Source organism: Citricoccus sp. I39-566 (assembly GCF_031432995.1).
GTDB lineage: Bacteria > Actinomycetota > Actinomycetes > Actinomycetales > Micrococcaceae > Citricoccus > Citricoccus nitrophenolicus_A.
This window is the reverse complement of the sequence record NZ_CP133842.1, coordinates 2,502,232-2,514,790: the sequence shown is the minus strand read 5'-3', so window position 1 is coordinate 2,514,790 and position 12,559 is coordinate 2,502,232. Positions and strand designations below refer to the sequence as shown.

12 protein-coding genes are annotated in these 12,559 nt (G+C 71.3%); 10 read left to right on the top strand and 2 right to left on the bottom strand.

The genetic code is table 11. The features are described 5' to 3' along the window. Positions 1-8 precede the first annotated feature (8 nt). Positions 9-1,289: a radical SAM family heme chaperone HemW gene (gene hemW, locus RE421_RS11565; protein ID WP_309809911.1), complete on the top strand. Its 1,281-nt coding sequence runs from the start codon at positions 9-11 to the stop codon at positions 1,287-1,289. Here hemW and RE421_RS11560 read toward each other — a convergent pair whose 3' ends face one another. Together RE421_RS11560 and RE421_RS11555 are read right to left on the bottom strand one after the other, a co-directional pair. Beyond that, on the bottom strand, positions 1,290-1,721 hold the full coding sequence (locus RE421_RS11560; RefSeq protein WP_396134492.1) for a DUF4870 domain-containing protein: 432 nt from the start codon (positions 1,719-1,721) through the stop codon (positions 1,290-1,292). A gap of 61 nt (positions 1,722-1,782) precedes the next feature. Then, a complete protein-coding gene (locus RE421_RS11555; RefSeq protein ID WP_309809908.1) occupies positions 1,783-2,676 on the bottom strand; it encodes a DUF3097 family protein in 894 nt (297 codons plus the stop codon). 172 nt (positions 2,677-2,848) lie between these two features. On the opposite strand from RE421_RS11555, the gene hrcA reads away from it, so the two are divergent. The 9 genes from hrcA to recO all read left to right on the top strand — a co-directional run bounded on the left by hrcA (position 2,849) and on the right by recO (position 12,540). Next, positions 2,849-3,868: a heat-inducible transcriptional repressor HrcA gene (gene hrcA, locus RE421_RS11550; RefSeq protein ID WP_309809905.1), complete on the top strand. Its 1,020-nt coding sequence runs from the start codon at positions 2,849-2,851 to the stop codon at positions 3,866-3,868. A gap of 68 nt (positions 3,869-3,936) precedes the next feature. Then, positions 3,937-5,082, top strand: coding sequence for a molecular chaperone DnaJ (gene dnaJ, locus RE421_RS11545; RefSeq protein ID WP_309809902.1), 1,146 nt, complete (start codon positions 3,937-3,939; stop codon positions 5,080-5,082). Positions 5,083-5,090: 8 nt separating this feature from the next. Beyond that, positions 5,091-5,864 carry a 16S rRNA (uracil(1498)-N(3))-methyltransferase gene (locus tag RE421_RS11540; RefSeq protein ID WP_309809900.1) on the top strand — a complete coding sequence of 258 codons (774 nt, stop codon included), beginning with the start codon at positions 5,091-5,093 and terminating at the stop codon, positions 5,862-5,864. 63 nt (positions 5,865-5,927) lie between these two features. Then, a complete protein-coding gene (locus RE421_RS11535; RefSeq protein ID WP_309809899.1) occupies positions 5,928-6,902 on the top strand; it encodes a PhoH family protein in 975 nt (324 codons plus the stop codon). After that, the gene (ybeY, locus tag RE421_RS11530; protein ID WP_309809897.1) at positions 6,892-7,365 is read left to right on the top strand and encodes an rRNA maturation RNase YbeY; all 474 of its coding nucleotides are present in this window, start codon (positions 6,892-6,894) and stop codon (positions 7,363-7,365) included. Before RE421_RS11535 ends, ybeY begins: the two co-directional genes overlap by 11 nt. Further along, positions 7,365-8,726, top strand: a complete 1,362-nt coding sequence (locus tag RE421_RS11525; protein ID WP_309809894.1) for a hemolysin family protein — start codon at positions 7,365-7,367, stop codon at positions 8,724-8,726. The genes ybeY and RE421_RS11525 overlap by 1 nt, the downstream gene beginning before the upstream one ends. Then, positions 8,723-9,688, top strand: coding sequence for a GTPase Era (gene era, locus RE421_RS11520; protein ID WP_309809889.1), 966 nt, complete (start codon positions 8,723-8,725; stop codon positions 9,686-9,688). Before RE421_RS11525 ends, era begins: the two co-directional genes overlap by 4 nt. Positions 9,689-9,940: 252 nt before the next feature. Next, positions 9,941-11,737, top strand: a complete 1,797-nt coding sequence (gene leuA, locus RE421_RS11515; RefSeq protein WP_309809886.1) for a 2-isopropylmalate synthase — start codon at positions 9,941-9,943, stop codon at positions 11,735-11,737. Next, positions 11,737-12,540, top strand: coding sequence for a DNA repair protein RecO (gene recO, locus RE421_RS11510; protein ID WP_309809884.1), 804 nt, complete (start codon positions 11,737-11,739; stop codon positions 12,538-12,540). Before leuA ends, recO begins: the two co-directional genes overlap by 1 nt. The last annotated feature ends 19 nt before the right edge of the window (positions 12,541-12,559 follow it).

The following is a 12,559-nucleotide window of genomic DNA, read 5'->3' as shown; positions in this document are numbered from 1 at the left end:
TCGGCCGCTTGCCCTCCATCCTTCCCCTCGGGAATCCCGCGCCCGACGACGGCCGGTTCCCCGCCGAGGTCGGGCGCCGGATCCGCTCGGCGGCCGAGACCGGCAGCCCCCGCACCTTCAGCCTGTACGTCCACGTCCCGTTCTGCGACGTCCGCTGCGGCTACTGCGACTTCAACACCTATACGGCTGAGGACCTGGGGCCGGGGGCCTCGCGGGGCAGCTACGCGGACACCGTCATCGGCGAGCTGGACTTCGCCGCCGGCGCGCTGCGGGGCTCCGGCGTGCCGGACCGCACCCTGGAGACCGTGTTCTTCGGCGGCGGCACGCCCACCCTGCTGCCCGCCGCCGACCTGGTGAGGATCCTCGGCCGGGCCCGGGAGGTCTTCGGGATCACGGCCGGCGCCGAGGTCACCACGGAGGCCAACCCGGACTCGGTCACCGCCGCCTCCCTGCGGGACCTGGCCGCCGGTGGCTTCACCCGGGTCTCCTTCGGCATGCAGTCCGCCGTGCCGCACGTGCTGGCCACGCTGGAACGCACCCACCGGCCGGAGAACGTGCCGGCCGCCGTCGCCTGGGCCCGTGAGGCAGGGCTGGAGGTCTCCCTGGACCTCATCTACGGGACGCCCGGGGAGTCGCTGGAGGACTGGCGCCAGACGGTGGAGGCCGCCCTGGCCCTGCGTCCCGACCACCTCTCGGCGTACTCGCTGATCGTGGAGGACGGCACCAAGTTCGGGGCACAGGTCAAGCGGGGGACCGTGGCGGACGTGGACCCGGACGACCAGGCGGACAAGTACCTGCTGGCCGAGCGGCTCTTCGCCGCGGCCGGCTACCGCTGGTACGAGATCTCCAACTGGGCGTTGGACCCACAGGACGAGGGGATCCACCGGGCCCGGCACAATATGGCCTACTGGCGGGACCAGGACTGGTGGGGCGCCGGCCCCGGCGCGCACTCCCACCTGGCCGGCGTGCGGTTCTGGAACGCCAAGCACCCGGCTGCCTACGCCCAGCGGCTGGCCACCGGCGTCTCGCCCTCGGTCGGGCGGGAGGAGCCGGACGCCGAGGCCCGGTTCCTGGAGCGCATCATGCTGGGGGTCCGGCTCTCGGACGGCCTGCCGGTGTCAGCCTTGGAGGCGGCGCCCGACGGCGGCGCGCAGGCCAGGCGTCAGATCGCCGCCTTGATCGGTGAGGGCCTGCTGGATGGCCGAGCGGCCCTGGCGGGCCGGGTGGTGCCAACGCTGCAGGGCCGGTTGCTGGACGACGCGATCGTGCGTCGCCTCGCCGGGTTCTAGCTACTGGATCAGGCGCAGGTTCAGCGGGTAGCGGTAGGGCCGACCCTTGTTGCACTGGATCCCGGCGGCCACGCCGGAGACCGTCATGAACAGCCACAGCAGCATGGCGACGATCCCAAAGATGCCGCCGACGATGGGGATGAGGGCCAGCAGGTTCGCCACGATGGCCAGCACGGTGGGCGGCAGCGTGAAGTTCAGCGCCTCCTTGGCCTCCTGGGCCGTGAACGGGCCGCGGTGGCGGAAGACGAGGTAGATCACCAGTGAGGGGATGCAGCCCAGGAATCCGCCGAAGTGCGCGAGGGTGGCCCACTGCCGGTCCTCGGTGGGGGTCAACGGCTCGGCCTGACCGGGGGAGCCCTGCAGCTGCTGGTCGCGCCGGGGGGCGGCGTGGGGACGCTGGCGGTGGGGACCGCCGGGCTGCTGCTGGGACACGGCCTGGGCCTTTCCGGTCGGGAGTCGTTCGGTCGCCAGTGTACCGCCGTGCCCCGGCGGCTCAGTCCACCGTGGCGGTGAGGAAGTCGATGACCTCCTCGACCCGGCCCAGGAGGGCGGGCTCCAGGTCGGCATAGGTGCGCACCTGCGCCAGGAGTCGCTTCCAGCCCAGGCCGACGTCTTCCTTGGTGCGGTGCGGCCAGCCCAGTCCGGCGAGGATGCCCGTCTTCCAGTCCTGGCCCCTGGGCACCACGGGCCACGCGCCGATGCCCAGGACGGCCGGCTTGATGACTTGCCACACGTCCACGTACGGGTGCCCGACGATCAGCACGTTCCCGCGGGCGCCGGGGACCTTCATGGCCTCGGCCGCGATCCGCTCCTCCTTGGAACCGGTCACGAGGTGGTCCACCAGGATGCCGAGGCGCCGCTGCGGGCCGGGGGAGAACTCGGTGATGGCACCGGCCAGGTCGTCGACCCCGTGCAGGGGTTCGACCACGATGCCCTCGAGCCTCAGGTCCTCGCCCCAGACCTTCTCCACGAGCTCGGCGTCATGCAGCCCCTCGACCCAGATCCGGGAGGCTCGGGCCGTGCGGGCCCGGGCGTTCTCCACCCGGAGGGAGCCGGAGGCGGTCCGCGCGGGCTTCCGGCCGGCGGCGCCGGACGCGGTGCCCGGGGAGCCCGGGGTGCCCGCCGGGAACGGGGGGACCACCTCGACGGGGTCTCCGTCCACGAGGAATCCGAAGCCGAGGGGGAAGGACTTGGTGCGCCCCCTGCGGTCCTCCAGGACGACCAGGTGGACGCCACCGGACCTCTCGACGCGCAGGACCGCACCGGTGAACCCGGTGCCGGTGTCCTCGAGGACGGTGCCCGTGCTCGCCGGGACCTTGGCGACGGTGCGGGCGGCAGGGCGGAAGCCGCCGTCGAGGGTGCCCGGTCCCCAGCTATTCCATTCCACGGCTTCTCCTTCCACGGGTACCGACGTTAGCAAGCGCGCCAGACCCTCCGGGGCAACGGCACGCGGCAACGGCACGCGTGAGGGGACGCCCCCAATTGGACACAGGGACTAGACTTGGCACTTGATGTAGCCGAGTGCTAAGCGAGTGACGATCACGGAACAGGAGGAGCCGATGGGCGAACAACCGCGCCGCATGCAGGTGCTGCAGGCGATCGTGGAGGACTACGTGTCCTCCCGCGAGCCGGTCGGTTCCAAGGCCCTCGTGGACCGTCATGAGCTGGGCGTGTCCTCCGCGACCGTGCGCAATGACATGGCCGCCCTCGAGGAGGAGGGGCTGATCGTGGCCCCGCACACCTCCTCGGGCCGGATCCCCACGGACAAGGGCTACCGCCTCTTCGTGGACCAGATCTCCGAGGTCAAGCCCCTGTCCGCCGCCGAGAAGCGGGCGGTGCAGACCTTGCTGGACGCCACCGGGGACTTCAACGAGATGATGGCCCGCACCGTGCGGGCCCTCGCGCAGCTGACCAACCAGGTCGCCGTGCTGCAGTACCCGCACGTGGACTCCTCCACCATCCGCCACCTCGAGTTCGTCTCGCTGGCGCCGCATCGGGCCCTGGTGGTGGTGATCCTCTCCTCGGGGCAGGTCGACCAGCGGGCCTTCCACGTGGAGGCCGACGCCCCGGAGGCCTCCGTCGCGGCGCTCAAGCAGCTCTTCCTGCGCTACCTGGACGGGCTGACCCCGGCCCAGGCGGCGGCCGGCCTGCAGCTGGCCCTGGCCGAGGTGCCCGCGGAGGACCGGGCGCTGGCCCTGGGCTTCGCCGCCCAGCTGGACCAGGTGTTCGCGGCCCGCCGGGAGGACCGCATCATCATGGCCGGCACCGCCAACCTCGCCCGCTCCACCGGCGACTTCCCCCTCTCGATCGGACCCATCCTCGAGGCACTGGAGGAACAGGTGGTGCTGTTGCGCCTGCTGACCGAGATGGAGCAGGATGTGCGTGGCCTCAGCGTGCGGATCGGATCCGAGAACTCGGGATCGCTGGCCGAGGCCTCCGTCATCGCAGCGGGCTACGGCCCGGGTGCCGGGGCCAAGCTCGGCGTCGTGGGACCCACCCGCATGGACTACCCGGGGACCATGACCGCCGTGCGGGCGGTGGCCCGGTACCTGTCCCGGATCCTGTCCCAGCAACCGTGACATCGCCCGTACCGCAGCACCACAGACTTCACTGACACCATTCACCACCGGAAGGAACACCGCAGACCGTGGCTGACCATTACGAGGTGCTCGGCGTGGGCCGAGACGCCTCTGCCGAGGAGATCAAGCGCGCCTACCGCAAGCTGGCCCGCAAGCTCCACCCTGACGTGAACCCCGCGCCGGAGGCCTCCGACCAGTTCAAGAACGTGACGCGCGCCTACGAGGTCCTCTCGGACGCCGAGAAGCGCCGCAACTATGACGCCACGGGCCATGAGAACGGCACCGGCGGCATGGGCGGCGGGTTCGGCGGCGGTGACTTCGGCGGCTTCCAGGACATCTTCGAGACGTTCTTCGGCGGCGGTGGTTCCGGCGGCATGGGCGGCGGCATGGGCGGTGGCCCCACCAGCCGCGCGCGCCGCGGCCAGGACGCCCTCATCATGGCCAAGATCGACCTGCCGGACGCCGTCTTCGGCACGGAGAAGACCCTCGAGGTGGACACGGCCGTGGTCTGCCCCACCTGTGACGGCACCTGCTGCCAGCCAGGGACCCATCCGGAGACCTGCACCATCTGCAACGGCCAGGGCGCCATCCGCCGGCCGGTCCGCTCCATCCTCGGCACGGTCATGGCCGCCGAGACCTGCTCGGCCTGCCAGGGCTTCGGCACCGTCATCCCGGACCCGTGCCGCGAGTGCTCGGGCCAGGGGCGCATCCGCCAGCGCACCTCATTGACCATCAGGGTCCCGGCCGGCGTGGCCACCGGCACGCGCATCCAGCTCGCCGGTCGCGGCGAGGCCGGGCCGGGCGGCGGGCCCAATGCGGACCTCTATGTGGAGATCGAGGTGCGGCAGCATGACGTCTTCGTCCGCGACGGCGACCACCTGCTCGCCACCATGAGCGTGCCGATGGCCGCCGCCGCCCTGGGCACCACCCTCACCCTGGACACCTTCGACGGCGAACGGGAGGTCCCGGTCAAGGCCGGCACCCAGTCCGGTGAGGTCCAGACCCTCAAGGACCTCGGCGTGGGCCGGCTGCGCGGCTCCGGCCGCGGCGACCTCAAGGTCACGCTCCGGGTGGAGACGCCGACCAAACTGGACGACGAACAGCGGGCCCTGCTCGAGCAGCTGGCCACCCTACGCGGCGAGGAGGCAATCCACGGCACCACCGAGCACCGCGGGCTGTTCTCCAAGTTCCGGGACAACTTCAAGAACCTGTGAGCTGAGCCATGTCCAACCCGCTCTTCTACGCCGAGCACGGCGCGCTGGCCGACATCGCGCCCGGGGGCACCGTCGTGCTGACCGGCGCCGAGGCCCGCCACGCCGCCCAGGTCATGCGCCTGGCCCCGGGGGAGCGGGTGGACGTGGCGGACGATTCCGGCCGGCGCGCGAGCGGTCCCGTGCTCTCCGCCGCCGCCGACCGCCTCGAGGTGTCCGCCGAGTCCGTCACGGACGAGCCGGCCCCCGTGCCGGAACTCGTCCTGGTCCAGGCGCTGGCCAAGGGGGACCGTGACCTGCTGGCCGTCCAGACCGCCACGGAACTCGGCATCGACGGGGTCCACCCCTGGCAGGCCGAGCGGTCCATCGTCCGGTGGCGGGGCGAGAAAGCGGCCAAGGCCGCGGCCAAGTGGGAGGCGGCCCTGCTCTCGGCGGCCAAGCAGGCGCGGCGCACCCGGGTGCCGCGCCTGGGGGAGATGCTCGACGGCGGCGCGGTCGCCTCCGTCGGTGGGCCCGGCACCCTGGTGCTCGTCCTGCACGAGGACGCGACCGTGTCACTGGGCGAGGCCCTGGGCGAGGCCTTGGACGTCTCCGCTCCGGTCGAGCGGGTCGTTCTCGTCGTCGGCCCCGAGGGCGGCATCAGCCCCGCCGAGGTCGAGGCCCTGACCGCGGCCGGCGGGCGCCTGGTGCTGTTGGGCCTCAATGTCCTGCGCTCCTCCACGGCCGGACCGGCCGCCGTCGCCGTCCTCCAGCACCTGCTGGGCCGGTTCGGGCCACGCACGTAGACTGAACCCAGACGACCACCCGCCGCAACGCCACCCACCAGCGCAGGAGCTGAAGCACCTCCCTTGAGCCTTCCCACGGAACGCGACCAGATCACCATCAGCTTCGCCTCGGCGGAGACCATGGTGCGGACCCTCGGACCGCAGGACCTGCTGCTGCGGATCCTCGACGGGCTGTACCCCGAGCTGACCGTCTCCGTGCGCGGCGAGGACCTGGAGGTGCAGGGGCCCGACCGGGACGTGAGCCAGGCCCGGCAGGTCATCGAGGACCTGCACGGGCTCGTCCGGCGGGGCACCAACGTCACCCCCGAGGTCATCGAGCAGGTCACGAGCCTGGTCCGCGGCGGGTCGCAGGCGGGCGCCTCCGGCCTGCTCTCCGCCTCGATCCTCTCCAGCCGTGGCCGCAAGATCCGACCGAAGACGCTCAACCAGCAGCACTACGTGGAGAGCATCGACGCGAACACCATCACCCTCGGCCTCGGGCCGGCGGGCACGGGCAAGACCTACCTGGCCATGGCGAAGGCCGTGCAGGCCCTGCAGGCCCAGGAGATCAACCGGATCATCCTCACCCGTCCCGCCGTGGAGGCGGGGGAACGGCTGGGCTACCTGCCGGGATCGCTGAGCGAGAAGATCGATCCGTACCTGCGGCCGCTGTATGACGCCCTGCATGACATGGTCGAGCCCGAGTCCATCCCCCGGCTCATGGCGGACGGGACCATCGAGGTGGCCCCGCTGGCCTACATGCGCGGGCGCACGCTCAACGACGCGTTCATCATCCTGGACGAGGCGCAGAACACCACGGGCGAGCAGATGAAGATGTTCCTGACGCGGCTGGGCTTCGGCTCCCACATGGTGGTCACGGGGGACACGAGCCAGGTGGACCTGCCGCGTGGCGTCACCTCGGGACTCGCCCAGGCCGTGTCCGTCCTGGAGGGGCTCGACGACATCGCGATCATCCGCCTGCGCTCCGTGGACGTGGTCCGCCACCGTCTCGTGAGTCGCATCGTGGACGCCTACGAGGAGGAGTCCCATGGCCGTTGAGGTCGTCAACGAGTCCGGGCTGACGGTGGACGAGGAGGCGCTGCTGGCGTTGTCCCGGTCCGTCCTGGCGGCGCTCCACGTGCATCCGGGAGCGGAGCTGTCCGTGGTCTGCGTGGACGAGGCCGCCATGGCCCAGCTCCACGAGGAGTGGATGGACCTGCCGGATGCCACGGACGTCATGAGCTTCCCCATGGACGAACTGCGTCCCGGCACCGAGGACTCGCCCAGCCCGGAGGGACTGCTCGGGGACATCGTGATCTGCCCCCAGGTGGCCGCCGTCCAGGCCGCCCGTGGCGGGCACTCCACCCAGGACGAGATCCTCCTGCTCGCCACCCACGGGCTGTTGCACCTGCTCGGCTTCGACCACGAGGAGCCCGAGGAGAAGGCGGAGATGTTCTCCGTGCAGCACCGGCTCCTCAGCGACTTCCTCGGCCGCGACGCCCCGGACCCCACTGAGGACTGATGCTGACCTCCATCACCCTGGCGGTCCTGCTGACCGCCCTGCTCTTCCTGGCCTGGACCCTGGGTCTGGCCGAGACCTCGCTGGGCTACCTCTCCCGCAAGGAGGCTGAGGGCATCGCGATGCGCCGTCCGCGCAGTCCGATCCTGACGGTCATGGCGCGGCTGCCCGAACACCTGCACGCCCTGCGGTTCTGGCGCCTCTTCGCCGAGACCACCGCAGCCGTGGCCGGGACCCTGTTCCTCGGCTCACTCCTCGGCGACCTGTGGATCACCGCAGCTCTCTCGGTGCTGCTCATGGGGCTGCTGGCCCTGCTGCTGACGGTGTTGTCCCCCCGGCAGGTGGGCACCCGGCATGACGTGGCCGCGGCCCAGCGCACGGCGGGGCTCGTCCGGTTCCTCACCGCCGCCCTCGGCCCCCTGCCGGCCCGCGTGGCGGCGCCCGGCCCCCGGTCCGAGGACGAGGAGGAGGAGGCCGCCGAGATCGAGGAGCGGCACTTCCGCGAGTTCGTCGCCCGGGCCCATGACGCCGATGTCCTGGAGGACGCGGAGGCCGAGCTGATCCAGTCCGTCTTCGACATGGGGGACACGCTGGTGCGCGCCGTCATGGTGCCCCGCACGGACGTGGTCACGGTGGAGACGGGCACCAGCCTGGAGGACGCGATGAACCTCTTCCTGCGCTCCGGCTGCTCCCGCATCCCGCTGATCGGGGACAGCTCCGATGAGGTCTTCGGCATGGTGTACCTCAAGGACGTGGCCCGCGCCCTGCACCGCGGCCTGGGGGACGGTGCCGCCGATCCGGCCAGCCCCGTGGACCACGTGGCCCGGGACGTCCGCTTCGTGCCCGAGTCCAAGCCCGTGTCCGTGCTGTTGCAGGAACTCCAGCGCGAGTCCACCCACATCGCGATCGTGGTGGACGAGTACGGCGGCACGGCCGGCCTCGTGACCCTCGAGGACCTGATCGAGGAGATCGTCGGGGAGATCTCCGACGAGTACGACCGCCAGGACCGGCCCGAGGTGGAGCCGCTCGGGGACGGCGCCTTCAGCGTGGACGCCCGCATGGGCCTCGACGACTTCGCCGAGACCTTCGGCATGGACCTGGACGACGAGGACGATGTGGACACCGTCGGCGGACTGCTGGCCAAGACGCTCGGCCGCGTGCCGATCCAGGGCTCGCACGTGGTGGTCCAGGGCATCGAGCTGACCGCCGAGTCCCTCCAGGGCCGGCGCAACCGCGTGGCCCGGCTGGTGGTGCGGGAGTCGGCGTCGCCGGAAGGCGGCCGCCACCGACGACGGCCCGGCCCCGATTCCCTGCCCGCGCAGCAGTCCCCGTCCCAGTCCCAGTCCCAGGAGACCAGACCATGACATCCCTGCTTGATTCCACCGCCGTCCCCGAGGGGTTCCGCGCCGGGTTCGTCTCCCTGGTCGGCCGTCCCAACGCCGGCAAGTCCACCCTGACCAACGCCCTCGTGGGGGAGAAGGTCGCCATCACCTCCTCCAAGCCGCAGACCACGCGGCACACCATCCGGGGGATCGTGCACCGGGAGGACTTCCAGCTGGTCCTCGTGGACACCCCCGGCCTGCACCGCCCCCGGACGCTGCTCGGACAGCGGCTCAACGACCTCGTGAACGAGACCCTCGGCGAGGTGGACGCCGTCGGCTTCTGCATTCCGGCGGACGAGAAGATCGGCCCGGGCGACCGCTACATCGCCGGCCAGCTGGCGTTGCTGAACCGCAAGCCCGTGATCGCCCTGGTGACCAAGACGGACAAGGTGAAGCCGGACGCGATCGCCGAGCAGCTGCTCGCCGTCACCGCCCTCGGCGACGAGGTGCTCGGGCCGGAGAACAACGGCACGGGATTCGCCGCCGTCGTGCCGGTGTCCGCCGTGGGGGGACACCAGGTGGAGGACGTGGCGAGGGTGCTGGCCGAGCGGCTGCCGGCCTCCCCCCCGCTGTACCCGGACGGCGAGCTGACGGACGAGCCGGAGGTGACGATGGTGGCCGAGCTGATCCGCGAGGCCGCGCTGGAGGGCGTGCGGGACGAGCTGCCGCACTCCGTGGCCGTGGTGGTGGAGGAGATGAACCCGCGCGAGGGTCGGCCCGAGTCCAAGCCGCTGCTGGACGTCTATGCCAACGTCTTCGTGGAACGGGACAGTCAGAAGGCCATCATCATCGGCAAGGGCGGCTCCCGGCTCAAGGCCATCGGCTCGGCGGCCCGGACCTCCATCGAGAAGCTGCTGGGCACCCCGGTCTACCTGGACCTGCGGGTGAAGGTGGCCAAGGAGTGGCAGCGGGACCCCAAGCAGCTGGGCCGCCTCGGATTCTGACGGTGCTAGGCTGACCCCATGTTCGACCGACTGGATCTCACCGGGGCCACCCCGGACACCGCTGCGGGGCTGCTACTACGCCGCCGCAACGGGGCTGAGCCGTCGGTCGTGGCGCCCGCCACGCGCTGACGCACCAGGGTCTTCGCACCCTGGCCGGGCCGGAACCCCGTTGCGGAGGAGACCTCACGGCCCCGTAGCCAGACCCCCCCCGGTGCACGAACCGGGTTTCACGAAAGGCAGGCGTCCAGCCCCATGCGCGATTTCCAGAAGACCTCCGGGATGAAGTTCCACAAGTACACCCCGTTCCAGGACCAGATCGAGGTCCGCCTCCCGGACCGCACCTGGCCGGACCAGGTCATCACCCGGGCACCCCGCTGGTGCGCGGTGGACCTGCGGGACGGCAACCAGGCCCTCATCGACCCCATGGGCCCGGACCGCAAGATGCGGATGTTCGAGCTGCTCGTGAACATGGGGTACAAGGAGATCGAGGTCGGCTTCCCCTCGGCCTCGCAGACCGACTTCGACTTCGTCCGCCAGCTCATCGAGCAGGACCGCATCCCCGAGGACGTCACCATCCAGGTGCTGACCCAGTCCCGTGAACACCTCATCGAGCGGACCTACGAGTCCCTCGAGGGCTGCCACCGGGCCATCGTGCACCTGTACAACTCCACCTCCGTGCTCCAGCGCCGGGTCGTGTTCCGGGAGGACATGGACGGCATCGTGGACATCGCCACCTCCGGGGCCCGGCTCTGCCGGAAGTACGAGGAACAGCTGACCGGCACCGAGATCGTTTACCAGTACTCGCCGGAGTCCTACACGGGCACCGAGCTGGAGTTCGCCCTCCGCATCTCGAACGCGGTGGGGGAGATCCTCGAGGCCTCCACCGACCGGCAGATGATCCTCAACCTGCCGGCCACCGTGGAGATGGCCACGCCGAACGTCTACGCCGACTCGATCGAGTGGATGCACCGCAACCTCGAGAACCGGGACGGCATCATCCTCTCCCTGCACCCCCACAACGACCGCGGGACCGGGGTGGCGGCCGCCGAGCTGGGTTACCTGGCCGGCGCCGACCGGATCGAGGGCTGCCTGTTCGGCAACGGCGAGCGGACCGGCAACGTGGACCTCGTGACCCTGGGCATGAACCTGTACAGCCAGGGCATCGACCCGATGATCGACTTCTCGGACATGGACGGGATCCGCCGCACAGTGGAGTACTGCAACCAGCTGCAGGTCGCCGAGCGGGTCCCCTACGGCGGAGACCTCGTCTTCACGGCCTTCTCCGGCTCCCACCAGGACGCCATCAAGAAGGGTCTCGAGGCCATGGACGCGGACGCCGCGGCCGCCGGCACGGACCGCGACGGCATCCCCTGGGCCGTGCCCTACCTGCCGATCGACCCGCAGGACATCGGCCGCTCCTACGAGGCCGTCATCCGCGTCAACTCCCAGTCCGGCAAGGGCGGGGTGGCCTACCTGCTCAAGACCGAGCACAACCTGGACCTGCCACGCCGCGCCCAGATCGAGTTCTCCCACGTCATCCAGGCCATGGCGGACTCCCAGGGGGGCGAGGTGACCGGAGACCAGCTGTGGGGCGTCTTCCAGGACGAGTACCTGCCGGCTGAGGACACGGCGGAGGACAGCGCGCGGTGGGGCCGCTACCGCCTGGGCGACGTCAGCTCGCACACCGCCGAGGACGGCAGCTTCACCATGACCGCCGAGGCGGACGTGGCCGGGGAGAAGCGCGTCCGCACCGTCACGGCCAACGGCCCCATCGCCGCCCTCGTCAAGATCTTCGGGGACGAGGGACTGGACATCCGGGTGCTGGACTACTCCGAGCACGCGCTGTCCGAGGGCGGCTCGGCCATGGCGGCCGCCTATGTGGAGTGCGCCGTGGGGGACCGGGTCCTCTGGGGCGCCGGACTGGACTACAACACCACCATGGCCTCGCTGAAGGCCGTGGTCTCAGCCGTGAACCGCGCCGTGCGGGATGACGAGGAGTTGGCGCGGGCCCTGGAGTCCCCGGCCCGGGGCACGGCTCCGCGTCCCTGATGGCCCGGGGAGGCGGCAGGTCGGGTGCGGGCTATGCGGCCAACAGCTACCGCACGGACGCCCTGGTGCTGCGCACCTACACGCTCGGTGAGGCCGACCGCATCATCGTGCTGCTGACCCCCGGCCACGGCCAGATCCGGGCCGTGGCCAAGGGGGTGCGCCGGACCACGTCCAAGTTCGGCGCCACCCTGGAGCCCTTCATGCTCTCCCGGCTGCAGCTGGTCCACGGCCGGAACCTGGACATCATCACCCAGGCGCAGTCCGTGACGCCGTACGGACAGCGGATCGCGCAGGACTATGACGCCTATGCCGCCGCCTCCGCCATGGTGGAGACCGCCGAGCGGCTCACCGCGGCGGAGGTCGGCGAGCACGGGGGAGGGCTGGAGGCGCCCAGCCAGTACCGGCTGCTGCACGGAGCCCTGGCCGCCCTCGCCCGGGGTGCCCACGCGCCCCGCCTGCTCCTGGACTCCTACCTGCTGCGGTCCCTGGCCACGGCCGGCTGGGCCGCGAGCTTCACCGACTGCGCCCGGTGCGGGACACCCGGCCCGCACCGCTCGGTCAATGTCTCCCTCGGCGGCAGCGTCTGCCCCGACTGCCGCCCACCGGGATCCTCCACCCCGTCCCCGGGGACCATCGCCCTGCTCGCCGCACTGCTCTCGGGGCAGTGGGACACGGCGGACGCCTCGGACGAGACCTCGCGCCGCGAGGCGGCCGGTATCGTGGCGGGGTACCTCCAGTTCCACCTGGAACGCCACCTGAAGTCGTTGGCCGTGATGGACCAGTCCAGCCACCGGTCCACCTGAGGCCGCCCCCGAACCAGCT

Coding starts and splice junctions, on each gene's coding strand:
- RE421_RS11525 (WP_309809894.1), top strand. CDS start 7,365: ATGCTGACCTCCATCACCCTGGCGGTCCTGCTGACCGCCCTGCTCTTC.
- era (WP_309809889.1), top strand. CDS start 8,723: ATGACATCCCTGCTTGATTCCACCGCCGTCCCCGAGGGGTTCCGCGCC.
- recO (WP_309809884.1), top strand. CDS start 11,737: ATGGCCCGGGGAGGCGGCAGGTCGGGTGCGGGCTATGCGGCCAACAGC.
- hrcA (WP_309809905.1), top strand. CDS start 2,849: ATGGGCGAACAACCGCGCCGCATGCAGGTGCTGCAGGCGATCGTGGAG.
- leuA (WP_309809886.1), top strand. CDS start 9,941: ATGCGCGATTTCCAGAAGACCTCCGGGATGAAGTTCCACAAGTACACC.
- ybeY (WP_309809897.1), top strand. CDS start 6,892: ATGGCCGTTGAGGTCGTCAACGAGTCCGGGCTGACGGTGGACGAGGAG.
- RE421_RS11540 (WP_309809900.1), top strand. CDS start 5,091: ATGTCCAACCCGCTCTTCTACGCCGAGCACGGCGCGCTGGCCGACATC.